Source organism: Mycolicibacterium sp. XJ1819 (assembly GCF_053483675.1).
Genome location: NZ_JBEFST010000018.1, coordinates 105004 through 129741 on the forward strand (window position 1 = coordinate 105004; position 24738 = coordinate 129741).

The 24738-nt window shown below is 68.0% G+C and carries 20 protein-coding genes and 1 riboswitch; of the genes, 13 read left to right on the top strand and 7 right to left on the bottom strand.

Translation table 11 applies throughout. The features are described from left to right. Positions 1-5: 5 nt before the first annotated feature. Together ABQE89_RS20090 and ABQE89_RS20095 are read left to right on the top strand one after the other, a co-directional pair. On the top strand, positions 6-3332 hold the full coding sequence (locus ABQE89_RS20090; protein ID WP_448419829.1) for an error-prone DNA polymerase: 3327 nt from the start codon (positions 6-8) through the stop codon (positions 3330-3332). A gap of 17 nt (positions 3333-3349) precedes the next feature. Then, the gene (locus ABQE89_RS20095; RefSeq protein ID WP_448419831.1) at positions 3350-4492 is read left to right on the top strand and encodes an MFS transporter; all 1143 of its coding nucleotides are present in this window, start codon (positions 3350-3352) and stop codon (positions 4490-4492) included. On the opposite strand, the gene ABQE89_RS20100 is transcribed toward ABQE89_RS20095, so the two are convergent. Continuing rightward, a complete protein-coding gene (locus tag ABQE89_RS20100; protein WP_448419833.1) occupies positions 4458-4868 on the bottom strand; it encodes a TIGR03667 family PPOX class F420-dependent oxidoreductase in 411 nt (136 codons plus the stop codon). The two genes, ABQE89_RS20095 and ABQE89_RS20100, sit on opposite strands and share 35 nt — an antisense overlap. A gap of 22 nt (positions 4869-4890) precedes the next feature. On the opposite strand from ABQE89_RS20100, the gene ABQE89_RS20105 reads away from it, so the two are divergent. Continuing rightward, positions 4891-5550, top strand: coding sequence for a nitroreductase family protein (locus ABQE89_RS20105; RefSeq protein ID WP_448419835.1), 660 nt, complete (start codon positions 4891-4893; stop codon positions 5548-5550). Here the strand turns inward: ABQE89_RS20105 and ABQE89_RS20110 are convergent. After that, positions 5534-5998: a tRNA (cytidine(34)-2'-O)-methyltransferase gene (locus ABQE89_RS20110; RefSeq protein ID WP_448419837.1), complete on the bottom strand. Its 465-nt coding sequence runs from the start codon at positions 5996-5998 to the stop codon at positions 5534-5536. The genes ABQE89_RS20105 and ABQE89_RS20110 overlap by 17 nt on opposite strands. A gap of 251 nt (positions 5999-6249) precedes the next feature. On the opposite strand from ABQE89_RS20110, the gene ABQE89_RS20115 reads away from it, so the two are divergent. From ABQE89_RS20115 to ABQE89_RS20140, 6 genes are all read left to right on the top strand, one after another. Continuing rightward, positions 6250-9060: a HAMP domain-containing sensor histidine kinase gene (locus ABQE89_RS20115; RefSeq protein ID WP_448419839.1), complete on the top strand. Its 2811-nt coding sequence runs from the start codon at positions 6250-6252 to the stop codon at positions 9058-9060. Next, positions 9057-9476, top strand: coding sequence for a roadblock/LC7 domain-containing protein (locus ABQE89_RS20120; RefSeq protein WP_448419841.1), 420 nt, complete (start codon positions 9057-9059; stop codon positions 9474-9476). The genes ABQE89_RS20115 and ABQE89_RS20120 overlap by 4 nt, the downstream gene beginning before the upstream one ends. Positions 9477-9546: 70 nt before the next feature. Beyond that, positions 9547-9912, top strand: a complete 366-nt coding sequence (locus ABQE89_RS20125) for a DUF742 domain-containing protein (RefSeq protein WP_448419879.1) — start codon at positions 9547-9549, stop codon at positions 9910-9912. Beyond that, a complete protein-coding gene (locus tag ABQE89_RS20130) occupies positions 9893-10504 on the top strand; it encodes a GTP-binding protein (protein ID WP_448419843.1) in 612 nt (203 codons plus the stop codon). Before ABQE89_RS20125 ends, ABQE89_RS20130 begins: the two co-directional genes overlap by 20 nt. A 4-nt stretch (positions 10505-10508) precedes the next feature. Next, complete coding sequence (locus tag ABQE89_RS20135) at positions 10509-11066, top strand: pentapeptide repeat-containing protein (protein ID WP_448419845.1); 558 nt, start codon at positions 10509-10511, stop codon at positions 11064-11066. A 63-nt stretch (positions 11067-11129) separates the two neighbouring features. Next, positions 11130-12407: an amidohydrolase family protein gene (locus ABQE89_RS20140; RefSeq protein WP_448419847.1), complete on the top strand. Its 1278-nt coding sequence runs from the start codon at positions 11130-11132 to the stop codon at positions 12405-12407. Here ABQE89_RS20140 and ABQE89_RS20145 read toward each other — a convergent pair whose 3' ends face one another. Next, positions 12408-15035 (bottom strand): FHA domain-containing protein, encoded by a 2628-nt coding sequence (locus tag ABQE89_RS20145; protein WP_448419849.1) that lies wholly within the window; start codon positions 15033-15035, stop codon positions 12408-12410. A gap of 66 nt (positions 15036-15101) precedes the next feature. Continuing rightward, positions 15102-16295, bottom strand: coding sequence for an NADH:flavin oxidoreductase (locus ABQE89_RS20150; protein WP_448419851.1), 1194 nt, complete (start codon positions 16293-16295; stop codon positions 15102-15104). 26 nt (positions 16296-16321) lie between these two features. Here ABQE89_RS20150 and ABQE89_RS20155 point away from each other — a divergent pair, with 26 nt between their 5' ends. Further along, complete coding sequence (locus tag ABQE89_RS20155; protein WP_448419853.1) at positions 16322-17179, top strand: bifunctional methylenetetrahydrofolate dehydrogenase/methenyltetrahydrofolate cyclohydrolase; 858 nt, start codon at positions 16322-16324, stop codon at positions 17177-17179. Continuing rightward, on the top strand, positions 17176-17469 hold the full coding sequence (locus ABQE89_RS20160) for a DUF3017 domain-containing protein (RefSeq protein ID WP_448419855.1): 294 nt from the start codon (positions 17176-17178) through the stop codon (positions 17467-17469). The genes ABQE89_RS20155 and ABQE89_RS20160 overlap by 4 nt, the downstream gene beginning before the upstream one ends. A gap of 64 nt (positions 17470-17533) precedes the next feature. On the opposite strand, the gene ABQE89_RS20165 is transcribed toward ABQE89_RS20160, so the two are convergent. Genes ABQE89_RS20165 through ABQE89_RS20175 form a run of 3 tightly spaced genes read right to left on the bottom strand, consistent with a single transcriptional unit; the run spans position 17534 to position 20767 of the window. Then, positions 17534-18277: a class I SAM-dependent methyltransferase gene (locus ABQE89_RS20165; protein WP_448419857.1), complete on the bottom strand. Its 744-nt coding sequence runs from the start codon at positions 18275-18277 to the stop codon at positions 17534-17536. A 7-nt stretch (positions 18278-18284) separates the two neighbouring features. Then, on the bottom strand, positions 18285-19409 hold the full coding sequence (gene metX, locus ABQE89_RS20170; RefSeq protein ID WP_448419859.1) for a homoserine O-acetyltransferase MetX: 1125 nt from the start codon (positions 19407-19409) through the stop codon (positions 18285-18287). Next, positions 19409-20767, bottom strand: coding sequence for a bifunctional o-acetylhomoserine/o-acetylserine sulfhydrylase (locus tag ABQE89_RS20175; protein WP_448419861.1), 1359 nt, complete (start codon positions 20765-20767; stop codon positions 19409-19411). The genes metX and ABQE89_RS20175 overlap by 1 nt, the downstream gene beginning before the upstream one ends. A 127-nt stretch (positions 20768-20894) precedes the next feature. Continuing rightward, a riboswitch (SAM riboswitch) is annotated at positions 20895-21017 on the bottom strand. A 183-nt stretch (positions 21018-21200) separates the two neighbouring features. Here ABQE89_RS20175 and ABQE89_RS20180 point away from each other — a divergent pair. Beyond that, positions 21201-23435, top strand: coding sequence for an NADP-dependent isocitrate dehydrogenase (locus ABQE89_RS20180; RefSeq protein WP_448419863.1), 2235 nt, complete (start codon positions 21201-21203; stop codon positions 23433-23435). An 84-nt stretch (positions 23436-23519) separates the two neighbouring features. Further along, a complete protein-coding gene (locus ABQE89_RS20185; protein WP_448419865.1) occupies positions 23520-24737 on the top strand; it encodes an NADP-dependent isocitrate dehydrogenase in 1218 nt (405 codons plus the stop codon). Position 24738 lies beyond the last annotated feature (1 nt).

The window sequence follows — 24738 nt, forward strand, 5'->3', positions numbered from 1 at the left end:
CTCCCATGGGCTGGCACACCGGACCGCCGAGCTGGACCGAGATGCAGCGGGTGCTGGAGGGCAAACCGCGCCGAGCGGGCTGGCCGATCGACGAGCTGGTCGGGGAGTATCACCACGACAACGAGCAGATCGGGGACGGCGGGGACAGTCCGGCCTGGTCGCGCAAGCGTGGGGCGTATCAGGCGTTCGACGTGGAGCGGGCGGCCTCGACGGTGCCCTATGCCGAACTGCACGCGCACTCGGCGTACAGCTTCCTCGACGGCGCCAGCACGCCGGAGGAACTCGTCGAAGAGGCCGTCCGGCTCGATCTTCGGGCGATCGCGCTGACCGACCACGACGGGCTCTACGGGGTGGTGCGCTTCGCCGAGGCCGCCAAGGAACTGGAGATGTCGACGGTGTTCGGCGCCGAACTGTCCCTCGGCGGAGGTGACCGGACCGAAGACCCCGACCCGCCGGGTCCGCATCTGCTGGTGCTGGCCCGCGGTCCGGAAGGCTACCGGCGGCTGTCGCGCGAGCTCGCCAAGGCGCATCTGGCCGGGGGTGAGAAGGGCAAGCTGCGCTATGACTACGACGCGCTGACCGAAGCGGCGGGCGGCCACTGGCACATCCTCACCGGATGCCGTAAAGGTCATGTCCGCCAGGCGCTTTCGCACGGCGGCCCCGATGCGGCCGCCGAGGCGCTGGCCGATCTGGTGGACCGGTTCGGCGCGGACCGGGTCAGCGTCGAACTCACCCACCACGGGCAGCCCTGCGACGACGAACGCAACGCGTCTCTGGCTGACCTGGCGCCGCGCTTCGGCCTGAGCGTGGTGGCCACCACCGCCGCGCACTTCGCCGAGCCCTCTCGCGGCCGATTGGCGATGGCCATGGGGGCGATCCGCGCCCGGCACTCCATGGACCAGGCCGCCGGTTACCTTGCCCCACTGGGCGGTTCGCATCTGCGCTCCGGAGCGGAGATGGCGCATCTGTTCGCTCACTGTCCTGAAGTGGTGACGGCGGCGGCCGATCTCGGCGAGCAGTGTGCGTTCGGGCTTGCGCTGATCGCGCCGCAGTTACCGCCGTACCCAGATGTACCGTCCGGGGAAACCGAAGACAGTTGGCTGCGCCACCTCGTCATGGTGGGGGCTAGGCGCCGATACGGCGCGCCGCAGCAGGCGCCGCGGGCCTACGCGCAGATCGAGCACGAACTCAAGGTCATCGAGGCACTCAAGTTTCCCGGCTACTTCCTGGTGGTACACGACATCACCCAGTTCTGCAGACAGAACGACATCCTGGCCCAGGGTCGGGGGTCGGCCGCCAACTCCGCGGTCTGCTACGCCCTCGGCGTCACCAACGTCGACCCCGTGGCCAACGAACTGCTCTTCGAGAGGTTCCTGTCTCCGGCCCGCGACGGACCACCCGACATCGACATCGACATCGAATCCGACCTGCGCGAGAAAGCGATCCAATACGTCTACGACCGCTACGGCCGCGACTACGCGGCCCAGGTCGCCAACGTCATCACCTACCGCGGCCGCAGCGCGGTCCGCGATATGGCCCGCGCGCTGGGATTCTCCCAGGGCCAGCAGGATGCCTGGAGCAAACAGCTCAGTCAATGGGGGAACCTGGCCGAAGCCTCGCACACCGAGGACATTCCCGAGCAGGTCATCAATCTGGCCAAACAGATCTCGAACCTGCCGCGGCACATGGGCATCCACTCCGGCGGCATGGTGATCTGCGACCGTCCGATCGCCGATGTGTGCCCGGTGGAGTGGGCACGCATGGAGAACCGCAGCGTGCTGCAATGGGACAAAGACGACTGCGCGGCAATCGGATTGGTGAAGTTCGACATGCTCGGTCTGGGCATGCTCTCCGCCCTGCACTACTGCATCGACCTGGTCTGCGAGCACAAGGGCATCGATGTCGACCTGGCCAAACTGGACCTGTCCGAGCCCGCGGTCTACGAGATGCTGCAGCGCGCCGACTCCGTCGGGGTGTTCCAGGTGGAGTCCCGCGCGCAGATGGCCACCCTGCCGCGGCTCAAACCGCGGGTGTTCTACGACCTGGTGGTCGAGGTCGCGCTGATCCGGCCCGGACCGATCCAGGGCGGCTCGGTGCACCCGTACATCAAGCGCCGCAACGGTCAAGAGCCCGTCACCTACGAGCACCCGTCGATGGAGCCAGCACTGCGAAAGACATTGGGGGTGCCGCTGTTCCAGGAACAACTCATGCAGCTCGCGGTGGATTGTGCCGGGTTCACCGCCGCCGAGGCCGACCAACTGCGCCGAGCGATGGGCTCTAAGCGCTCGACCGAGCGGATGCGCCGGCTGCGGGGCAGGTTCTACGACGGAATGCGTCAGCGCCACGGCATCACCGGTGAGGTGGCCGACCGGATCTACGAGAAACTGGAGGCCTTCGCCAACTTCGGCTTCCCGGAAAGTCATTCGCTGAGCTTTGCGTCGCTGGTGTTCTACTCGTCGTGGTTCAAGCTGCATCATCCGGCGGCGTTCTGCGCGGCGCTGCTGCGCGCGCAGCCGATGGGCTTCTACTCGCCGCAGACGCTGGTGGCCGACGTCCGCAGGCACGGCGTCACCGTGCACGGTCCGGACGTCAACGCCAGCCTCGCGCACGCCACGCTGGAGAACCGGGGCGCCGAGGTGCGGCTGGGTTTGGGCGGCGTCCGTCACATCGGCGACGAACTGGCCGAGCGGATCGTCGACGAACGAAAAGCCCACGGGCCGTTCACCTCTCTGCTGGACCTGACGCAGCGGATCCAGTTGAGTGTGCCGCAGACCGAGGCGTTGGCCACCGCGGGGGCGCTGGGCTGCTTCGGGATCACCCGCCGCGAAGGTCTGTGGGCCGCAGGGGCGGCCGCCACCCAGCGGCCCGACCGGTTGCCGGGCGTGGGGTCGTCGTCGCATGTCCCGACGCTGCCCGGGATGACCGAACTGGAGTTGGCCGCCGCCGACGTGTGGGCCACCGGCATCTCACCCGACAGTTATCCCACCCAGTTCCTGCGCGAGAACCTCGACGCGCTCGGCGTGGTGCCCGCCGACCAACTGCTGGACGTCCCCGACGGCACCCGGGTGCTGGTGGCCGGCGCGGTGACGCACCGGCAGCGGCCCGCCACCGCGCAGGGCGTCACATTCCTCAACCTCGAGGACGAGACCGGGTTGGTCAACATTCTGTGTTCGCGCGGCGTCTGGGCCCGTCACCGCAAGCTGGCGCAGACGGCGCCGGCGCTACTGGTTCGCGGTCAGGTGCAAAACGCGACCGGCGCGGTCACCGTCGTCGCCGACCGGATGGACAAGCTCACCTTGGCGGTCGCCTCCAAGAGCCGCGACTTCCGCTAGCCCGCTACCGTGGACCGGTGGCGCGATCGCTGGTCTTCCTCGTCGGCGCCGGGACCGCGCTCATCGCCTGCTGTTACGGCTTCGCCCGGTTCACCTACGGCCTGTTCGCGCCGGTGTTCGCCGACGAATTCGACCTCACCCCCACCCTGGCGGGGGCGATCGGCGCCGGAAGCTACATCGGGTACTGCGCGGCGATCATCGCGAGCACCCTGCTCACCGAACGACTCGGCGCCCGGCGGGTAGCCGTCACCGCCGGGGTGGTTGCGACAGTGGGTATTTCGATCGTCGCCGCGGCGCCGTCGGCGTGGGTGCTGGCCGCCGGGATCCTCGTCGCCGGGTGCAGCACCGGAATCGCCTCGCCACCGCTGGCCGCCGCGGTGGCTCGGCACGTCCCACCCGACAAGGCCGACCGCGCCCAGACGGTCGTCAACGGCGGAACGGGTGTCGGGGTCGTGCTCTCCGCGCCGGTCGCCCTGCTGATGCTGGATCAGTGGCGCGCCGCGTGGGCCGTGTACGCGGTGATTGCGGCGCTGGTCACGATCTTCCTTGCCCGCGCCGTCCCGTCGTCACCGCGCGAGACGTCCGGGTCTCGGTCGCACCGGCGCTGGCGCGACGGCACTCTCGGTCTACTGACCGCATCGCTGTTGACGGGGATCGGCAGCGTCGCGGTGTGGACGTTCGGCCGTGACCTGATCATCACCGCTGGCGCCGACGCCACCCAGTCGACGCTGATGTGGATCGTGCTCGGCGCGGCGGGCATCGCCGGAGCCTTCGCCGGCGACGCCGTCCAACGCATCGGCCTGCGCAGGGCCTGGATAGTGGCCACCGTGGCGATGGCCGCCGCGTCGGTGCTGCTGGCCGCCGCCCCCGCCGTGCCGGCCGCGATCCTGTTGGCGGCCACGATGTTCGGCGGCGCCTACATCGCGCTGACCGGGCTGGTCCTGCTGTGGGGTGTGCGGATCTACCCCGACAGCGCGTCGTTCGGGGTCGGGCTGTCGTTCTTCACTCTCGCCGCCGGGCAGGCCCTGGGCGCGCCGGCGGCGGGTGCGCTGATCGACGCCGTCGGCGCCAGAACGGCGGTCGTGGTGATCGCACTGCTCGGCCTGTGCGCCGTCGCGGTGCGGCCTAGCTCGGCGTCGTCCACACCTTGTCGACGTTGATCTTCAGCCGGGTGCTGTAGGCGGCCAGGAACTCGTCGCTGAAACCGATGCGCGCGGCCAGCTCACCGTACTTGGCGCGATACTGGTCGTCTCGCAACGGATTCGAATCCTCGGCATCGATCGTCGCGACCCCGCCGACCGCGACGACGCCGCTGCCGTTGCCGTCGGAGTCCAGGTTCAGGCTCACCCGCGGATGCGACTTGATGTGTCTGACCTTCGCGGCGTGCGGTTCGGTGTAGACGACGACGTTTGTGCCGTCGAAGTAGAACCACACCAGTCGCGGAACCGGCTGACCGGACTTCGCGACCGTGGTCAACCAGCCGAACTGGCCGGAGGTCAACCGATCGGACACCTCTTGCGGAAATTCCACTGCCATGAGGCAAATGTAGTCTCCAGAAATGGCCTTGAATCTGTCCGTCGATGAAGTGCTCACCACCACGCGCTCCGTGCGCAAGCGGCTGGACCTGGAGAAGCCGGTGCCCCGAGAGGTGCTGCTGGAATGCCTCGAGTTGGCCCTGCAGGCGCCGACGGGCTCCAACGCGCAGGGCTGGCAGTGGGTGTTCGTCGAGGATCCGGCCAAGAAGAAGGCGCTCGCCGAGATCTACCGCACCAATTGGAGCACCTACCGGCAGATGCCCGATCCCGAATACGCCGAGGGCGACACCCGCGGCGAACGCAGGCCGCTGGTGTTGTCGTCGGCGGAGTATCTGGCCGAGCACATGCACGAGGTGCCGTGGCTGCTGGTGCCGTGCCTGGAAGGCCGGACCGACGGGATGCCGGGCGGGGTGAGCGCGAGCTTCTGGGGCTCGCTGTTGCCCGCGACGTGGAGCTACATGTTGGCGCTGCGGTCGCGCGGACTGGGGTCGGCCTACACCACGCTGCACCTGATCGGCGACGGGGAGAAACAGGCCGCGGAGATCCTGGGCATCCCGTTCGACCAGTACAGCCAGGGCGGATTGTTCCCGGTCGCCTACACCTTGGGCACCGACTTCCGGCCCGCCAAGCGGCTCCCGGTCGAGCAGATCGCGCACTTCGATACGTTCACACCCCGCCGTTGAAGCCGTGTTGGCGCCACGCCTCGTAGCAGGCGACCGCCGCCGCGTTCGACAGGTTCAGTGAGCGTCGGCCCGCGAGCATCGGGATGCGCACCTGGGTGGTGATGTGCGGGTCGGCCAGCGTCGCGGCGTCCAGTCCGTCGGGTTCGGGACCGAACAGCAGCACGTCGCCGGCCTCGTAGCGGATGTCGGTGAACGAGGTGGCGGCCTGCGAGGTGAATGCGTGGACGCGGGCCGGCGCCAGCGCATCCCAGGCGGCGGCCAGGTCGGGGTGCACGGTGACCGAGGCCAGGTCGTGGTAGTCCAATCCGGCGCGACGCAGTTTGGGTTCGGACAAATCGAATCCCAGCGGCTGCACCAGATGCAATTCGCACCCGGTGGCCGCCACCATTCGGATCGCATTGCCGGTGTTCGGTGCGATGCGCGGCGAGTAGAACATCAGCCGGAACATCCCGACAGTTCAGCACACGCGGTGTGGCCGCCGGCTATTTGCTCTCACCGCACACAAGCCCGCTACCATTGAGTTTCGAACTCTGTCTGTTCAGTAAGAATTGTGGAAACGGCAGCACTTCGCTGGCATACTCGTGCAATTGCCAGGGGCAGAACCGTCCATCGAGTGCGGACGGAAATAGCAGGAAGCCTTATGAATCACGCTCAATTGCTGAATTGCGGACACCCGACCGAGAGCGCGGGTGTGCGCCGATGAGCGCATTCACGCAGCTGAAGCAGTCAGACGGCACCATCGTAGATTTCGAACCGAAACCCGAGACCCCGATCAAACGCCCGTCGCGATGGGCATTGTCGAATTGGCCGGTCCGGTGGAAAGTCTTCGCGATCGTTTTGGTGCCGCTGGTCCTGGCCGCGACGTTCGGCGGGTTGCGCATCTATGGCAGCGCGACGGAGGCCTCCGATTTGCGGCGCGCAGCCGATCGCGCCGAAATGGTGCCCGCCATCGTCGACTACATGGCCGCATTGGACGGCGCAATGTTGGCGAGTTCCACCGGCGGCAACCCCGAGGCGGCGCTGACCAACTTCGATGCCACCAAGCGGGAATTGCAGCGCCGCCTCGACGAGACCGATATCGCATCCGACGTCCGCGAAGGCGTCACGAGCATGATCGACGACGGTCAGGCGCTGATGGACAAGGTCGCGTCCAACAGCATCACCCTGTTCGACCGGGTCGCCACCTACGCGCCGATTCTGCTGACCGCCGAAGACGCCATCAACGGTTCGGTCCGCGTCGACGACGCCCGCATCCGGGCCGAGACGTCGGGGCTGTCTCGCGCGGTCGGCGCCCGAGGCCAGATGATGATGCAGCAGCTGCTGGTGAATCTGGGCGCCGAACTGCCCGAACCCGAGTTGCGCACCAGGATGACCACGCTGGCCGGGACCGAGCCGTCGACGCTGTTCGGGATGAACCAGGTGCTCGGCGTCGGCTCGGCGGAGGCCGCGCGGCTGCAGGCCGAGTTCGTCAAGCGGATGGGCATCGTGTCCGACCCGGCCGCGGTGCTGGTCAACAACCCCGAACTGCTGGCCTCGATCCAGGCCACCGACCAGATCGCCGACCAGGTCATCACGGACACCACGAAGTCGATCGGCGCCGCCGTGCAGGGCCAGGACGCCGAGGAACGCCGGGACGTCATCCGCGACTCGGCGGTCGTCGCCGGTGCGCTGCTGGTCGCGCTGCTGATCGTCGTCCTGGTGGCACGCTCACTGGTGCGACCGCTGCGCCGACTGCGCGACAGCGCGCTGTCGGTGGCCCACGACGATCTCGTCCGCGAGCTCGAACACGTCCGCGCCGGCGGTGAGCCCGAGCCGATCACCCCGATCCCGGTGCACACCTCCGAGGAGGTGGGCCAGGTCGCCCATGCCGTCGACGAGTTGCACGAGCAGGCGGTGCTGTTGGCCGGTGAGCAGGCGCGGCTGCAGCTGCAGGTCGGCGACATGTTCGAGACGCTCTCGCGGCGCAGCCGCTCACTGGTCGACCAGCAGTTGGCGCTGATCGACCGGCTGGAGCGCAACGAGGAAGACCCCGACCGGCTGGAGAGCCTGTTCCGGCTGGACCACCTGGCCGCCCGGATGCGACGCAACGGCGCCAACCTGCTGGTGCTCGCCGGTGCGAAGGTGCCCCGCGAGCAGGCCGAACCCGTGCCGGTGTCGGCGGTGATCAACGCCGCGGCCTCCGAGGTCGAGGACTACACCCGGGTGGTCACCGCGACCGTTCCCGACAGCGAGATCGCCGGGTCGGTGGCCGGTGACCTGGTGCACCTGCTGGCCGAACTGCTCGACAACGCGCTGCGCTACTCGCCGCCGATCTCGCAGGTGCGGGTGTCGGCCGTGCACACCGGCAACGGCGGGCTGGTCATCGAGGTCAGCGACATCGGGCTCGGCATGACCGAGTCCGACCTGCGGGTGGCCAACACCCGGCTGCAGTCCGGCGGCGAGGTCACCCCGTACACCGCCCGGCACATGGGGCTGTTCGTGGTCGGCCGCCTGGCTGCGCAGAACGGGTTGGTGGTCAGGCTGCGCAGCACGATTGCGGGCGAACCGAATTCGGGGACCACGGCCGGCGTGTACGTGCCCGCCGAGCTGCTCGGCGGTGCGGCGACGCCCGACCAGTTCGGCGAGACCAGCACTCCCGCCGATGCGCACGCGGGCATCGCGACGGCGCTGGCGCTCGACGAGGACCACCACGGCGACTATGGCGACGCCGACGAGTATGGCGACGGTTATGAAGAGCCCGCCGAATCCGGGCGGAACGGCCATCCCGAGGTGCCCGTCGCGTTGCTGCCGCGCCGCAGCCCCGGCGCCAGTGGCATCTCCGACATCCCGTCGACGCTGGCTTCGCCGCCGCCTGAACCGCCGACGCCTGAGCCGGCCCCGACGCCTGAACCGGCTCAGCCGGCCGACGAGCCGGCGGCACAGCGGCCGACGGACACGTCGGGGTTCTTCGCCGCCAGGGCGCAGGCCGCGAGCAACGGGGCGTCGGCCCCGCAGCCTCAACCGGAGCCGTCGCCCGCGGCAGAGGTCCCGCCGGATCCAGAGGAACCCGAGCAGGAGCAATCCGAGACGGCCGGCTCCGACGACGCCATCTACCAACGGATGCTCTCGGAGTGGCTCGTCGACCCCACCGAGCTGGCCAACAGCGAGGACCTCGACTGGGAGACGGTCTGGGATCGCGGCTGGTCGGCGGCGGCCGCCGCCGAGGAGTCGCCGGTCTTGCAGCACACCGAGGAGGGTCTGCCGGTACGCGAACCCGGTGCCCGTCTGGTGCCGGGTGCGGCCGAGGAGGTCGACCGTAACGGCGGTGCGCACCGCAGCGGCGACACCGGCGAGCACGGCGGCGAGTCGGTAGCATCGGCGGCTGACCTGGACCCCGCGGCCCAAGAGGGCGCCGGTGGGCTGCCGCGGCGCGACCCCGACGCGGTCCGCGCGAGCATCAGCAGCCACTTCGGCGGCGTGCACGCCGGACGCTCGCACGCCCGAGACGTAAGAGGAACAGATAGCCAATGACCTATCCGCCACGTTCGGCGCAGCGTGATTCGCTCGACTGGCTGGTCTCGAAGTTCGCCCGCGAAGTTTCCGGAGTCACCCACGCCGTGCTGGTCTCCGCCGACGGTCTGCTGATGGCGGCCAGCGAGCACATCCCGATCGAACGCGCGGACCAACTCGCCGCGGTGGCATCGGGTTTGGCGAGCCTGTCGACGGGCGCCGCCCAACTGTTCGACGGCGGACACGTGCTGCAGTCGGTCGTCGAGATGGAGAACGGGTATCTGCTGCTGATGCGGGTCGGTGACGGATCGAACCTGGCGACGCTGGCGGCGCGCAACTGCGACATCGGCCAGATCGGTTACGAGATGGCCATTTTGGTGGAACGAGTCGGCACAGTCGTCCAGTCCGGGCGGCGACGCGCCCCGCAGCACTCGTGAGCGGCCCATGGACCATCCGGAGCAGGACCACAGCGCGGGCGACAACGGCCGTGCGACCGACGGCGGTTCGCTGTGGGAACGGGAGGTCACCGAGAAGCCCAGCCTGGTCCGGCCGTACACGCTGACCGCGGGCCGTACCGACACCCGGGTCCACCTGCCGCTGGAGGCGCCGATCGGCACCCAGCCGTCGGGCAAGGCGCCACGCTGGCCGGGAAACGATGTGCGGGGCCAGATCCTGGGGATGTGTGTCGATCACCCATCGGTCGCCGAGATTGCGGCACAGTTGTCGCTGCCGCTCGGCGTGGCGCGGGTGCTGATCGGCGACCTGGTGACTCAGGGTTACCTGCAGGTGCACACCACCTTGACCGATACGGCGACGGTCGACGAGCGACGAGAACTGATAGGAAGGACGCTGCGTGGCCTTAGGGCACTCTGAGCGGCACCGTGCCGCGACGGAACCGACGGCGGTGCGGACCGCCGCCTCGACGAAGATCGTCATCTCCGGTGGCTTCGGTGCCGGCAAGACGACGTTCGTCGGCGCCGTGTCCGAGATCATGCCGCTGCGCACCGAGGCGCTGGTGACCAACGCCTCGGCCGGGGTCGACGGCGTGGACGCCACGCCCGCGAAGACCACCACCACGGTGGCCATGGACTTCGGCCGCATCACCCTCGACGAGGACCTGGTGCTGTACCTGTTCGGCACGCCCGGTCAGCGCCGGTTCTGGTTCATGTGGGACGACCTGGTGCGCGGCGCCATCGGCGCAATCGTCCTCGTCGACGTGCGGCGGCTGCAGGACAGCTTCGCCCCGGTCGACTTCTTCGAGGCGCGCCGACTGCCATTCCTCATCGCGGTCAACGAATTCGACGACGCGCCAAGGTATTCCACTCACGCCGTGCGGAAGGCGCTATCTCTTCCCGACCGGGTGCCGGTGATCAACGTCGACGCACGCGACCGCCAGTCCTGCCGCTCGTCGCTGATCACCGTCGCGGAATACGCCCTCGACAGTCTCACCTCGCTGCCCGGCTGACTCGGTGGATTCCGGCGAAACTGTCTGGGTCGAGCGCGAATTCAACGGCCACGACTTCCGCGACGAGGATCTGAGCCGGCTGCGCACGGAGCGCGCGGTGTTCGACGACTGCGATTTCCGCGGCGTCGACCTCACCGAGTCCGAACACATCGGCTCGGCGTTTCGCAACTGCAACTTCGAACGGGCCACCCTGCACCACAGCAGGTTCGCCCAGTGCAGCATGCTGGGCTCGGTGTTCACCCGGTGCCGGTTGCGGCCGTTGGCCCTGGAGGAGGTCGACCTGACGCTGGCGGTGCTCGGCGGATGCGATCTGCGCGGGGTTGACCTGTCGGACTGCCGCCTGCGCGAAGCCGGCCTCGTCGACGCCGACCTGCGCAAGGCGCTGCTGCGTCGCGCGGATCTGCGCGGCGCACGACTGCAGAACATCCGACTCGACGAGGCCGACCTGCGCGGGGCGCTGACCGATCCGACGCTGTGGACCACCGCCTCGCTGCGGGGCGCAAAGATCGACGTCGAACAGGGCCTGGCCCATGCCGCCGCGCACGGTCTGGACATCTGCTGAGCACACCGCGCAAGATCCGGGAATCCCGCTCGCATGGCCGCGGTGCGGGGCAGTATCGAGGTAATGGCCGCCACCTGGGACACGATCGATCGCTACGTCGTCATCTCCACCGACACCCACGCAGGCGCGGACCTTCACGATTACAAGAAGTATCTGCCGTCGCGTCTGCACGACGAGTTTGACGCGTGGGCCAAGTCGTACGTCAGCCCGTTCGACGACCTGATCATCGCCACCGCACAACGCAATTGGGATCACGAGTTGCGAATGTCGGAGATGAACGCCGACGGGGTGGCCGCCGAGGTGTTGCTGCCCAACACCGTGCCGCCGTTCTTCCCGACCACCCCGAACATCACGATCAGCCTGCCGCGCACCCGCGACGAGTTCGACAAGCGGTGGGCCGGCGTGCAGGCGCACAACCGTTGGCAGATCGACTTCTGCGCCCTGGCCCCCGAACGGCGCCGGGGCCTGATCCAGGTCTTCCCCAACGACGTCGACCAGGCGCTCGACGAGATCCGCTGGGGCGCGGAGCAGCAGTGCTTCGGCGGGGTGCTGGTGCCCGCGGTGTCGCCCGGTGACCCCAACGTCGCGCCGCTGTTCCACACCCGCTACGAACCGATCTGGGCGCTGTGCGCCGAGCTGGACCTGACCGTGGTGCAGCACGCCGGGGCCGGCAGTCCGGTGATGCCGATGGATCAGCCGGCGTCGAATGCGGTTCTTGTCACCGAGATGGCGCTGTGGGCGCAGCGCACGGTGTCACACCTCATCCTCGCGGGAGTCTTCGAGCGACACCCGACGTTGCGGTTCGTGCCGACAGAGCAAGGCACCATGTGGCTGCAGCAGCAGATGCTGCTTCTCGATGCGATGGTGCCCAGCATGAGGTCGGAGGCGGGCAACCGTACATACGGCATGTTCGGCGGTTCGTCGATCGACGAGCTGACGATGGCGCCCAGCGACTACGCCAAACGCAACTGCTATCTGGCCTCCGAACTCACGCCGTTCGAATCGACGATGCTCGACTACCTGGGCGTCGACCACATCATGTGGGGCAGCGACTACCCGCACGAGGAGGGCTTCGCGCCGCACTCGAAGCTGGCCATCCGCTGGGCTCTGCACGACCAGCCCACCGAAGCCTGCCGGAAGATCCTCGGCGGTACCGCTGCCCGGCTGTACCGGTTCGACCTGGAAGCGCTCACGCCGGTGGCCGCCGAGATCGGGCCGACCGTCGCCGAGGTGCACACACCGTTGGGCGACACCGGTTACATGGCGCCACCCGCGTTCGGCTACCGGCCGTTCGAGGGCGGGCTGGCGCTCAAGCGGCTGGCCCCGGTGCGGCCGGCCTGATCAGCCGCGGGGTAACCGGATCTTCCAGCGCACGAACGCGGTGTAGCCGATGCTGATCACAGCCAGCATCGCCATGTCGAACAACCACGCGCCCGAGGTGTGTTGCCAGTGTCTGTCGTTGGGCGTCAGCGGGCCCGGCACCAACCTGATCAGGTCGATCGTCGACGCCGAACTGGCGAAGCCCCAGCGCGCCGGGGTGAACCACGACATCTGATCCAGCACGATGCGATCGGTCACCGGGATCATGCCGCCGGAGAACACCAGCTGCGACATGATCGCCACCACCAGCAGCGGCATGATCTGCTCGTTGGACCGGGCCAGCGCCGACAGCGCCAGGCCGACCATCGCCGCGGCCACCGTCGTCACCGCGATGTCGACGAACAGTTCCAGGCTGCGGTTGCCGATCACCGAGCCGCTCTCGACCGCGCCCTCGCCCCAGCCCTTCCCGGCGATCGCGATCGCGGTGACGATCGCCGACTGCACGATCGCGAACACCGTGAAGACGAAGACCTTGGCCAACAGGTATGCGGTGGTTGACAATCCGACGGCCTGCTCGCGACGGAAGATCGCCCGCTCGCCGATCAGGGCGCGGATCGTCAACGCCGTGCCCATGAAGATCGCGCCCACGTTGAGCATCACCAGGATCTGCCCCGGCTCGTTGGGGGCGGGTCCGCCCTGCAGTGCGGGGATGGGGACGCCGAAGCCGACATCGCCGGGCACCGACAGCGACAGCACGCCCATGATGAACGGCAGCAACATCAGGAACGCGAAATAGCCGCGGTCGGAGATCACCAGCCGCACTTGGCGGCGGGCGATCGTCGAGAACTGCTGACGCAGACTGGTTTTCGTCGGGGCACCCAGATCGGCGGGCTGCTGCGCGGGCGGCTGCGGCGGTGCGGGTCCGTGCTGGGCGATGAAGCGTTGGTTGGCGCCGTCCGGGTCGCTGGCGACGCTGCTGAAGATGTCGGCCCAGTTGGTGGTGCCCATCGACGCGCCGATCTGGCTGGGCGGCCCGTAGAACGCCGTCTTGCCGCCCGGTGCGAGAAGCAGCACCTGATCGCACACGTCGAGGTAGGTCAGCGAGTGGGTGACCACCAGCACGACGCGGCCCGCGTCGGCGAGCTGGCGCAGCATCGTCATCACCTGCCGGTCCAGCGCCGGATCCAGACCCGACGTCGGCTCGTCGAGGATCAGCAACGACGGCCCGGTGAGCAGTTCGAGCGCTACCGAGGCGCGCTTGCGCTGACCGCCCGAGAGCTTGTCGACGCGGGTCTCGGCGTGCTTGGTCATCTCGAGTTCCTCGAGCACCTGCGTGACGACCTGGCGGCGGTCCTCCTTGGTGGTGTCGGGCGGCAACCGCAGTTCGGCGGCGTACATCAGCGCCTGGTTGACGGTGAGCTGACCGTGCACGACGTCGTCCTGCGGCACCATCCCGATCCGGGACCGCAGGGAGGCGTACTCGGCGTGGATGTTGTGGCCCTCGAAGGTGACCACACCCGACGTCGGATGCGTGTAGCCGGCGACCAGTCGGGCGAACGTCGACTTACCGGCCCCGGACGGCCCGATCACCGCCGTCAGCGTGCCGGGCCGGGCGCTGATCGAGATGTTGTCCAGCAGGGTCTTGTTGCCCTCGATCGTCCACGTCACGCCGTGTACGTCGAGGCCGCCGGTGCGGGTGTCGGCCTCGGTCTCGGTGCGGCGCACCAGAGTTCCGCCGGAGAAGACCAGGTCGATGTTGCCGATCGTGACCGTGTCGCCGTCGCGCAGCAGCGCGGACTCCACCCGCGCGCCGTTGACGAACGTGCCGTTGATGCTGCGGTTGTCGCGGATCTCCGTGCCCGCCGGGGTCGGCACCAAGGTGGCGTGGTGGCGCGAGGCCAGTACGTCGGGCACGACGATGTCGTTGTCGGTGGCGCGGCCGATCTTGACCGCGCCGGGAATGCTGTCGGCGGGTCGGCCCGGCCGCAGGATCTTGAGCATGCTCGTCGCGAGGTTGCCCTCGCTGGAGCGTGGCGCGGCCGTCGGGCCCATGACGGTGGCCGATTCGATGTGCGGCTGCGAGATCGGCCGGGAGATCGGTCGCGACGGCTGGGGCGCACGGGTCGGTTGCGACGCGCTGGGTGGGTAGGTCGGCGCGCTGCCGGTGCCCGCGGGCGGCGGGCCGGCGGGATATCTGGGCTGCGGGGTCGACGGGTACCCCGGTTGTTGCCGCGGCGGTGGCGGCGGCGGGTACGGGCGGGCGGTCTGCGGGCCCGAATACTGCGGCGGCCGGGTCGCGATCGGCACCGCCTGCGTCGGCGTGCGCCCGACCGCGCCCTGGTGGTGGCCCACCTCGAAGGTCAACTGCGGCCCGTCCGGGTTGCCGATGTTGACCTGCGTGGCGTCCTGGATGTCGACCGCGGGCACCCGCCTGCCGTTGACGTACACGCCGTTGAGGCTGCCGTTGTCGATGGCCACCCAACGGTTGTGGTCGAAGCGCAGCACCAGGTGCGCGCGGGAGATCAGGGGATGGGCGATACGCACGTCGGCGCGCAGGTCACGGCCGACGACGACATCGTTGCCCGCCGCGAAGGTCCGGGTCGATCCGTCGTACCGAACGGTCAGCGCTGGCGGGGCGGGTCGGCTCACGGCGACCAACTCTATCGGTCTGTCGTCATACCGCGGCAAGGCTGCACCGTGCCGTGTCGGCGATCGTCATACCCCCAGCGGCGAACCGGTCAGCACGCAGTGGGTGCGGCTGTAGATGGTGGGCATGCACTTGTTGCAGTGGTCGCAGATCGACCGCACCGCGGCGTCGGCCTGGATACGGTTGAGCAGATCGGGCTCGGCCAGCAGCGCGCGGCCCATCGCGACGAACTCGAACCCCTCGGCCATCGCCAGGTCCATGGTCTCGCGGTTGGTGATGCCGCCCAACAGGATCAGCGGCAGCTTGAGCTCGGTTCGGAAGAGCTTGGCGTCGCGCAGCAGGAACGCCTCGCGGTAGGGATACTCGCGCAGGAACTTCTTGCCGGTCATCCGGATGCCCCAGCGCAGCGGCGGTTTGAACGCACCCGCGAACTCCTTGACCGGCGCGTCGCCGCGGAACAGGTACATCGGATTGACCAGCGAGCTACCGGCGGTGAGCTCGATGGCGTCCAGCCCGCCGTCCTCCTCGAGCCACTTCGCGGTCTGCAGGGACTCCTCGACGCTGATCCCGCCGCGCACCCCGTCGGACATGGTGAGTTTGGCCGTCACCGCGATCGGGTTGCCTTCTTTCTCGACGGCTTGACGCACCGCCCGCACGACGCCGCGGGCGACCTTCGCGCGGTTCTGAAGCGAACCGCCGAACTCGTCACTGCGCCGGTTGAGCAGCGGACTGAGGAACGAGCTGGCCAGGTAGTTGTGTCCGAGATGGATCTCGACGGCGTCGAACCCCGACTCGATCGCCAGCCTTGCTGCGTTGGCGTGGGCCTCGGTGACGTCGCGGATGTCGTCGCGGGTGGCCTTGCGGGCGAACCGCATCGACATCGGGTTGAAGAACCGCACCGGCGCCAGCGCGGTGGCCTTGTTGGTGCGCGCGTTGGCGACCGGGCCGGCATGCCCGATCTGCGCGCTGATCGCGGCGCCCTCGGAGTGGATGGCCTCGGTCAGCCGTTTGAGCCCCGGCACGGCTTCCGGGCGCATCCAGATCTGCCAGCCGTCGGTGCGCCCGCCCGGGGCCACCGCGCAGTACGCCACCGTGGTCATGCCGACCCCGCCGGCGGCCGGCAGGCGGTGGTAGGTGATCAGATCGTCGGTGACGAGCGCGTCCGGGGTGCACGCCTCGAAGGTGGCCGCCTTGATGATGCGGTTGCGCAGCGTCACCGGGCCGAGCTTGGCCGGGGTGAACACATTGGGCTGAGTGTTCATGGGGTGAGCATGCCAGACTGAGACCCGTGGGTGCGATCACACTGGACGGCAAGGCCACGCGCGACGAGATCTTCGTCGACTTGAAGGAACGGGTCGCGGCCCTGACCGCCGCGGGCCGCACACCGGGGTTGGGCACGGTGCTCGTCGGCGACGACCCCGGCTCGCACGCGTATGTCCGCGGAAAGCATTCGGACTGCGCGAAGGTCGGCATCAACTCCATCCGGCGTGACCTACCCGCCGACGTCGACCAGGCCACCCTCGACCAGACCATCGACGAGTTGAACGCCAACCCGGACTGCACCGGCTACATCGTGCAGCTGCCGCTGCCCAAGCACCTCAACGAGAACGCCGCGCTGGAGCGGATCGACCCGGGCAAGGACGCCGATGGTCTGCATCCGACCAATCTGGGCCGGCTGGTGCTCAACGAGCCCGCCCCGCTGCCGTGCACGCCGCGCGGCATCGTGCACCTGCTGCGGCGCTACGAGGTGGAGATCGCCGGTGCCCACGTCGTGGTGATCGGCCGCGGCGTGACGGTCGGCAGACCGCTGGGGCTGATACTGACCCGTCGCTCGGAGAACGCCACGGTCACGTTGTGCCACACCGCGACCCGGCATCTGCCGCAGCTGAGCCGCGAGGCCGACATCGTCGTGGCCGCCGCTGGTGTGCCACATATGGTGACCGCCGAGATGGTGCGTGCGGGGGCCGCGGTGATCGACGTCGGCGTGAGCCGCGACGAGAACGGCAAGCTGGTCGGCGACGTGGCGCCCGATGTGTGGGAGGTGGCGGGCCACGTATCCCCCAACCCCGGCGGCGTCGGCCCGTTGACCAGGGCGTTTCTGCTCACCAACGTCGTCGAGCGTGCGGAAGCTCTCGCCGGGACGTGACCGCGAAGGAGTTCATCCGCAAGGTGTTCGCGGTGCAATGGCCGATCTGGCTGGTCGGGGCCATCTTCGCCGCGGCGTTCGTGCTGGTGATCGCGGGCTACTGGCGGCGCGGCGCGTTGGTGATCGCGATCGGGGTGGGCGTCGCGGCGGGGCTGCGGTTGGTGCTTCCCGACGAGCGCGCCGGTCTGCTCGCGGTGCGCAGCAAGACCATCGACTTCACCACCACCGCGGCTGTGAGCGCAGCGATGCTCTATATCGCGTGGACGATCGACCCGCTGGGCACCAGCTAGCACACCCCCGTTGCGCGCGAACGTTGATTACCGCGCGAGAAATCGCAGATTTCTCGCGCGGTAATCAACGTTCGGCGCGGGAGGTGAGGTCCGCGCGGATGCATACCGTGACATAGGGCAGCGCCAGGCCGGTCGCGTTGGCCAGCGCGGGATGGGTGGCAAGCAGCTCGCGGACCTGCCCGAGCGTGCGGGTGCGCACCTTCTCCGGTGAGGTGATGCAGTAGCTGCGCGACGCGACGAGGTCGATGAGCGCCTGCGGCGTGAGGTAATTCGTCCACTCCACCTGATGCCGCTGCACCCCGGTGAACGGCTCGGGCAGCGTCACCTCGCTGTTGTACGGGTCGTGCTCGTGGCCGACGATGCGACCCAGTTCCTTGACCCAGCCCATCCGCTCGTCGCGGGTGTTCCACACCAACCCCAGTCGACCGCCGGGCCGCAGCACCCGAGCGACCTCCTTGACCGCGAGTTCGGGATCGAACCAGTGCCACGCCTGCGCCACCAGCACGGCGTCCACGCTGTCGTCGGGCAGCGGGATCTCCTCGGCGGTACCCAGCAGCGCCGGGGTCTCAGGGAGCGAATTTCGCAGCAGCTCAAGCATTTCCGGAATCGGATCGACGGCCACCACGTGCAGGCCGCGCTCCACCAGCCGTGTCGTCAGCTTTCCGGTGCCCGCTCCGAGGTCCAGCACGTCGCGCGCGCCGGCCGGCAGCAGCCAGTCGATGGCCTCCGGCGGGTAGGACGGCCTGCCACGCTCGTACGCCGCGGCTTCCGCGCCGAACGACAGCGAGCGTTGCCGACTGCGGGTCACCGCGCCCTCATTTCGCGGCCAGCTCCAACGTCTTGCGGATCAACTTGCCGACCGCCTCGAGTTCGACCAGGAAGCCGTCGTGGCCGTAGATCGAGTCGACGATGTTGAGTTCGGCACAGCCGGGCAGCAGATCGGCCAGCTCCTGTTGCAGCCGCAGCGGATACAGCCGGTCCGAGGTGATGCCGCCGACCACGGCGGGCACCGGACAAGCCCGCAGCGCCGCCTCGATCCCGCCGCGGCCCCGTCCGACGTCGTGGCTGGACAGCGCGTCAGTCAGCGTCACGTAGGTGCCGGGGTCGAACCGGGCCGCCAGCTTGCTGCCCTGGTACTCCAGATAGCTCTGCACCGCGAAGCGGCCACCTGTGGCGGGGTCCTCGTCGCCCTGCGGGTCATTGCCGAACCGGCTGTCGAGTTCGGCCTCGCCGCGATAGGTCAGATGCGCGAAGCGGCGGGCGATCTCCATCCCGAGAAGCGGCGAGCGGCCGGTGCCGTGATAGTCGCCGTTGCACCAGTTCGGGTCGGCCTTGATCGCGGCGACCTGGGTGCTCTGGGTGCCGATCTGGTCGGCGGTGGCACGCGCCCCGACCGCGAGCACCAACCCGGCACGCACCGTGTCGGGATGGCCGACCATCCACTCCAGCGCCCGCGCTCCGCCCATCGAACCGCCGACCACCGCCGCCACCTCGGTGATGCCCAGCGCCGCCAGCGCCGCGATGTCGGCCTCGACCTGGTCGCGCACCGTGATGTAGGGAAACCGTGAGCCCCAGGGCTTGCCGTCGCGATGCAGCGAACTCGGGCCCGTCGACCCGCGGCAGCCACCCAGCACATTGGTGGCCACCGCGCACCACTTGTCGGTGTCGATCGGCGCGCCCGGCCCCGCCACACCGTCCCACCAGCCCGCGGTGGGGTGGCCCGGACCCGCGGGCCCGGTGATGTGTGAGTCGCCGGTCAGCGCGTGCAGCACCATCACCACGTTGTCGCGGTCGGGCGACAGCTCGCCCCAGCGCTGCACCGCGATGGACACATCGTCGATCACGACGCCGCTCTCCAGCGTCAGCGGACCGATGTCCACCACGGCGATTTCGCCCTCGGCGGGCAGGCTGACCGTTGTTGGCACGTCGAAGACCGTCATCAAAACGCCGCCGTGGCCTTCGGGTCCGTCGGCCCAGACGAGCTGAACCGTTTGGCCGCGGCGAAGCCCTGCTCGAGGTCGGCGATGATGTCGTCGATGCCCTCGATCCCGACCGCCAGGCGCACCAGGCCCGGCGTGACGCCGGTGGCCAACTGCTCCTCGGGGGACAGCTGCGCGTGGGTCGTCGACGCGGGGTGGATGACCAGCGACCGCACGTCGCCGATGTTGGCGACATGGCTGTGCAGTGTCAGCGCGTTGACGAACGCCTTGCCCGCATCCACGCCGCCGGCCAGCTCGAACGCCAGCACCGCCCCGGTGCCCTTGGGCGCCAACTTCTTTCCGAGTTCATGCCACGGTGAGCTCGGCAGGCCGGCGTAGTTGACCGAGACCACGTCGGCGTGGCCTTCGAGGTACTCGGCCACCTTCTGCGCGTTCTGCACGTGTCGCTCGACGCGCAGGCTCAGCGTCTCAAGGCCCTGGGCGATCAAAAACGCGTTGAACGGTGACGCCGCCGAGCCCAGGTCACGCAGCAGCTGCACGCGGGCCTTCAACGCGTACGCGGGCGGGCCGAGTTCGGCGAACACCACCCCGTGGTAGCTGGGGTCCGGTTCGGTGAATCCGGGGAACTTGCCGTTGGTCCAGTCGAAGGTGCCGCCGTCGACGATGACGCCCGCGATCGTCGTGCCGTGGCCGCCGAGATACTTCGTCGCCGAGTGCACGACGACGTCGGCGCCGTGGGCCAGCGGCTGGATCAGATACGGCGTGGCGATGGTGTTGTCGACGATCAGCGGCACACCCGCGTCGTGGGCGACGGCCGCGACGTTGGGGATGTCGAGGATGTCGATCTTGGGGTTGGAGATGCTCTCGGCGAAGAAGGCCTTGGTGTCGGGCCGCACCGCCGCGCGCCACGAGTCCAGATCATCGGGATCCTCGACGAAGCTGACGTCGATGCCCATCTTCGGGAACGTGTAGTGGAACAGGTTGTAGGTGCCGCCGTAGAGCCGGGGGCTGGACACGATGTGGTCACCGGCCTGGGCGATGTTGAGCAGCGAGAACGTCGACGCTGCCTGACCCGACGACAGGAACAGCGCCGCCACCCCACCCTCGAGCGCGGCGATGCGCTGCTCGACGGTGTCCTGGGTGGGGTTCATGATCCGGGTGTAGATGTTGCCGGGCTCGGCGAGCCCGAACAGCGCGGCGGCGTGCTCGGTGCTGTCGAAGGTGAAGCTGGTGGTCTGGTAGATCGGCAACGCGCGCGCGTTGGTGGCGCCGTCGGGTGCCTGACCCGCATGGACCTGCTTGGTCTCGAACGACCATCGGGTCGTCGGATCGTCTTCTGGTTGGTTGTCAGTGCTCAAGGGACTCTCCTGCTGTGATGGGCTGGACAAAGCCTGGTCAAAGCCTGTCTAAGGGGTCGTGTTCAGCCATTAGCGACAACTGCGCACGCCGGACCTCCACCTGTCTCTCTGGGGGCCCGTCACAACGGACCCGCGCTTGCCGGTAGCCGCGCCTCAGCGGTTACTCAACCTGGTCATCACCCGGGGCACCCCACCGCGGTTGGAGGGTTGCCGACCAGCGAGCCGGGGCTTGACGCTGGTACTCATGACCGACAGAAAGCCTATCTCATGCCCCTGACCGGGGCCAGTTTGGTTCGGCGAACCCGCGGGCCGGGCCGCCGGGGACCCCCTGCCTCCTACGTGGCGTCGTGACCAAAGCAATACTGGAGGCGAACGCAAAGCCGCGTCACAACGCGAAGCTTTCCACCTTGACAAGACGCCGGGAGAACATCACATGAGCGCCGAGCAGCCGACCATCATCTACACGCTGACCGACGAAGCGCCGCTGCTTGCCACCTACGCCTTTCTGCCGATCATCCGCACGTTCACCGAGCCGGCCGGCATCAACATCGAGACCAGCGACATCTCGGTGGCCGCGCGCATCCTCGCCGAGTTCGGCGACCACCTCACCGAAGACCAGCGCGTGCCCGACAACCTGGGCCGGCTGGGCGAACTCACCCAGCACCCGGACACCAACATCATCAAGCTGCCCAACATCAGCGCCTCGGTGCCCCAGCTGGTGGCGGCCGTCAAGGAGCTCCAGGCCAAGGGCTACGACCTGCCGGACTACCCGGGCGACCCGAAAACCGACGAGGAGAAGGCGATCAAGGAGCGCTACGCCAAGGTGTTGGGTAGTGCGGTCAACCCCGTTCTGCGCGAGGGCAACTCCGATCGGCGCGCACCCAAGGCGGTCAAGGAGTACGCCCGCAAGCACCCGCACAGCATGGGGGAGTGGTCGATGGCGTCACGCACCCACGTCGCGACCATGCGCAAGGGCGACTTCTACGCGGGCGAGAAGTCGATGACCCTGGACCGCGCGCGCAAGGTCAAGATGGTGCTGAAGACCAAGAATGGCGAAACGGTCCTCAAGCCCGAGGTGGCGCTCGACGAGGGCGACATCATCGACAGCATGTTCATGAGCCGCAAGGCGCTCATCGACTTCTACGAGGAGCAGATCGAGGACGCCTACAAGACCGGCGTGATGTTCTCACTTCACGTCAAGGCGACCATGATGAAGGTCAGCCACCCCATCGTGTTCGGTCACGCGGTCAAGGTCTTCTACAAGGACGCCTTCGCCAAGCACCAGAAGCTGTTCGACGAACTCGGCGTCAACGTCAACAACGGCCTGTCCGATCTCTACGACAAGATCGAGTCGCTACCGGCCTCGCAACGCGAGGAGATCATCGAGGATCTGCACCGCTGCCACGAGCACCGCCCCGAACTGGCGATGGTGGATTCGGCCAAGGGCATCTCCAACTTCCACTCACCCAGCGACGTGATCGTCGACGCGTCGATGCCGGCGATGATCCGGCTCGGGGGCAAGATGTACGGTGCCGACGGCCGAACCAAGGACACCAAGGCGGTCAACCCGGAGTCGACGTTCTCCCGGATGTACCAGGAGATGATCAACTTCTGTAAGACCCACGGCCAGTTCGATCCGACGACGATGGGCACCGTGCCCAATGTCGGGTTGATGGCCCAGCAGGCCGAGGAGTACGGCAGCCACGACAAGACGTTCGAGATCCCCGAGGACGGTGTCGCCGACATCGTCGACATCGACACCGGCGAGGTGTTGATGACGCAGAACGTCGAGACCGGTGACATCTGGCGGATGCCGATCGTCAAGGACGCGGCGATCCGCGACTGGGTGAAGCTGGCCATCACGCGGGCCCGCGCATCGGGGATGACGGCGCTGTTCTGGCTGGACACCGAGCGTCCGCACGAGGTCGAGTTGCGCAAGAAGGTCAAGGAATACCTCGCCGACCACGACACCGAGGGCCTGCACGTCCAGATCATGCCGCAGGTGTGGGCCATGCGGTACACGCTCGAGAGGCTGATCCGCGGGCAGGACACCATCGCGGTGACCGGCAACATCCTGCGCGACTACCTCACCGACCTGTTCCCCATCCTGGAGTTGGGTACCAGCGCCAAGATGCTGTCCATCGTGCCGTTGATGGCCGGCGGCGGTATGTACGAGACCGGTGCCGGCGGATCGGCGCCCAAGCATGTGCATCAGCTGGTGGAGGAGAACCATCTGCGCTGGGATTCGTTGGGCGAATTCCTGGCGTTGGGCGCCTGCTTCGAAGACCTCGGTCGCAAGACCGACAACAAGCGCGCCACGCTGCTGGCCGACACCCTCGATGCGGCGATCGGAAAACTGTTGGAGGAGAACAAGAGCCCGTCGCGTAAGGCGGGTGAGCTCGACAACCGGGGCAGTCAGTACTACCTGGCCATGTACTGGGCGCAGCAGCTTGCCGAGCAGAGCGAGGACAAGGAACTGGCCGACCATTTCGCGTCGCTGGCCAAGACGCTGGCGGACAACGAAGACGCCATCGTGGCTGAACTGACTGAGGTGCAAGGCAAGTCGGTGGACATCGGCGGTTACTACTACCCGGATCCGGAGAAGACCGCCGCGGTGATGCGGCCGAGCGAGACGTTCAACGCGGTGCTCGAGGGCGCCACAGCCTGACCCTGTCGCGTCGCCACAAGCTACCGGTCGGTAACGGTCGCTACAGACCTCTGGCATATGCGTCGCCCTTGTAGGGTGACGCATATGTCCAAGGTCAAGGTCGAAGGCACGGTGGTCGAACTCGACGGCGACGAGATGACGCGGATCATCTGGAAGATGATCAAGGACCAACTCATCCTGCCTCATCTCGACGTGAACCTGGATTACTACGACCTCGGCATCGAACACCGCGACGCGACCGACGATCAGGTGACCATCGAGGCCGCCGAGGCCATCAAGCGCCACGGCGTCGGGGTCAAGTGCGCGACGATCACCCCCGACGAGGCCCGCGTCAAGGAGTTCAACCTCAAGCAGATGTGGCTCTCGCCCAACGGCACCATTCGAAATATTCTCGGCGGCACCATCTTCCGTGCGCCGATCGTCATCAAGAACGTGCCGCGGCTGGTGCCGGGCTGGACGAAGCCGATCATCATCGGGAGGCACGCGTTCGGAGACCAGTACCGCGCGTTCAACGCCAAGGTCGACCGCCCGGGCACGTTCACCGTGACGTTCACCCCCGACGACGGCAGTGAGCCGATGGTGCACGAGGTCGTGCACATCCCCGAGGACGGCGGCGTGATCATGGGGATGTACAACTTCCGCAAGTCCATCGAGGACTTCGCCCGCTCGACGTTCAATTACGCGCTGCAACAGAAGTTTCCGGTCTACCTGTCGACCAAGAACACCATCCTCAAGGGCTACGACGGGATGTTCAAGGACGAGTTCGCGCGCATTTTCGACGAGGAGTACGCCGACCAGTTCGCCGCGCTGGGGCTGACCTATGAGCACCGGCTCATCGACGATATGGTCGCGGCCTCGCTGAAGTGGGAGGGCGGTTACGTCTGGGCCTGTAAGAACTACGACGGCGATGTGCAATCCGACACCGTCGCACAGGGTTTCGGTTCACTTGGGCTGATGACGTCGGTGCTGATGACCCCGGACGGCAAGACCGTCGAGGCCGAAGCCGCGCACGGTACCGTCACGCGGCACTACCGCCAGTACCAACAGGGCAAGCCCACCTCCACCAACCCGATCGCCTCGATCTTCGCCTGGACCCGCGGGCTGGCGCACCGCGGCAAGCTCGACGACACCCCCGAGGTGATCGCGTTCGCCGAGACGTTGGAAGAGGTGGTGATCGGCACCGTGGAAGGTGGCCAGATGACCAAGGACCTGGCCATGCTGATCGGACCTGACGAGCCCTGGCAGACCACCGAGGAGTTCCTCGGTTCGATCACCGACAACCTGACGAAGGAACTCGGTTAGC

What these genes read in the sequence shown, in the direction of transcription:
- ABQE89_RS20150 (WP_448419851.1), bottom strand. Translation starts at nt 16,295, where the DNA reads ATGAACACTCAGCCCAATGTGTTCACCCCGGCCAAGCTCGGCCCGGTG.
- ABQE89_RS20140 (WP_448419847.1), top strand. Translation starts at nt 11,130, where the DNA reads ATGGCCGCCACCTGGGACACGATCGATCGCTACGTCGTCATCTCCACC.
- ABQE89_RS20185 (WP_448419865.1), top strand. Translation starts at nt 23,520, where the DNA reads ATGTCCAAGGTCAAGGTCGAAGGCACGGTGGTCGAACTCGACGGCGAC.
- metX (WP_448419859.1), bottom strand. Translation starts at nt 19,409, where the DNA reads ATGACGGTCTTCGACGTGCCAACAACGGTCAGCCTGCCCGCCGAGGGC.
- ABQE89_RS20115 (WP_448419839.1), top strand. Translation starts at nt 6,250, where the DNA reads ATGAGCGCATTCACGCAGCTGAAGCAGTCAGACGGCACCATCGTAGAT.
- ABQE89_RS20100 (WP_448419833.1), bottom strand. Translation starts at nt 4,868, where the DNA reads ATGGCAGTGGAATTTCCGCAAGAGGTGTCCGATCGGTTGACCTCCGGC.
- ABQE89_RS20120 (WP_448419841.1), top strand. Translation starts at nt 9,057, where the DNA reads ATGACCTATCCGCCACGTTCGGCGCAGCGTGATTCGCTCGACTGGCTG.
- ABQE89_RS20180 (WP_448419863.1), top strand. Translation starts at nt 21,201, where the DNA reads ATGAGCGCCGAGCAGCCGACCATCATCTACACGCTGACCGACGAAGCG.
- ABQE89_RS20090 (WP_448419829.1), top strand. Translation starts at nt 6, where the DNA reads ATGGGCTGGCACACCGGACCGCCGAGCTGGACCGAGATGCAGCGGGTG.
- ABQE89_RS20110 (WP_448419837.1), bottom strand. Translation starts at nt 5,998, where the DNA reads ATGTTCCGGCTGATGTTCTACTCGCCGCGCATCGCACCGAACACCGGC.
- ABQE89_RS20105 (WP_448419835.1), top strand. Translation starts at nt 4,891, where the DNA reads ATGGCCTTGAATCTGTCCGTCGATGAAGTGCTCACCACCACGCGCTCC.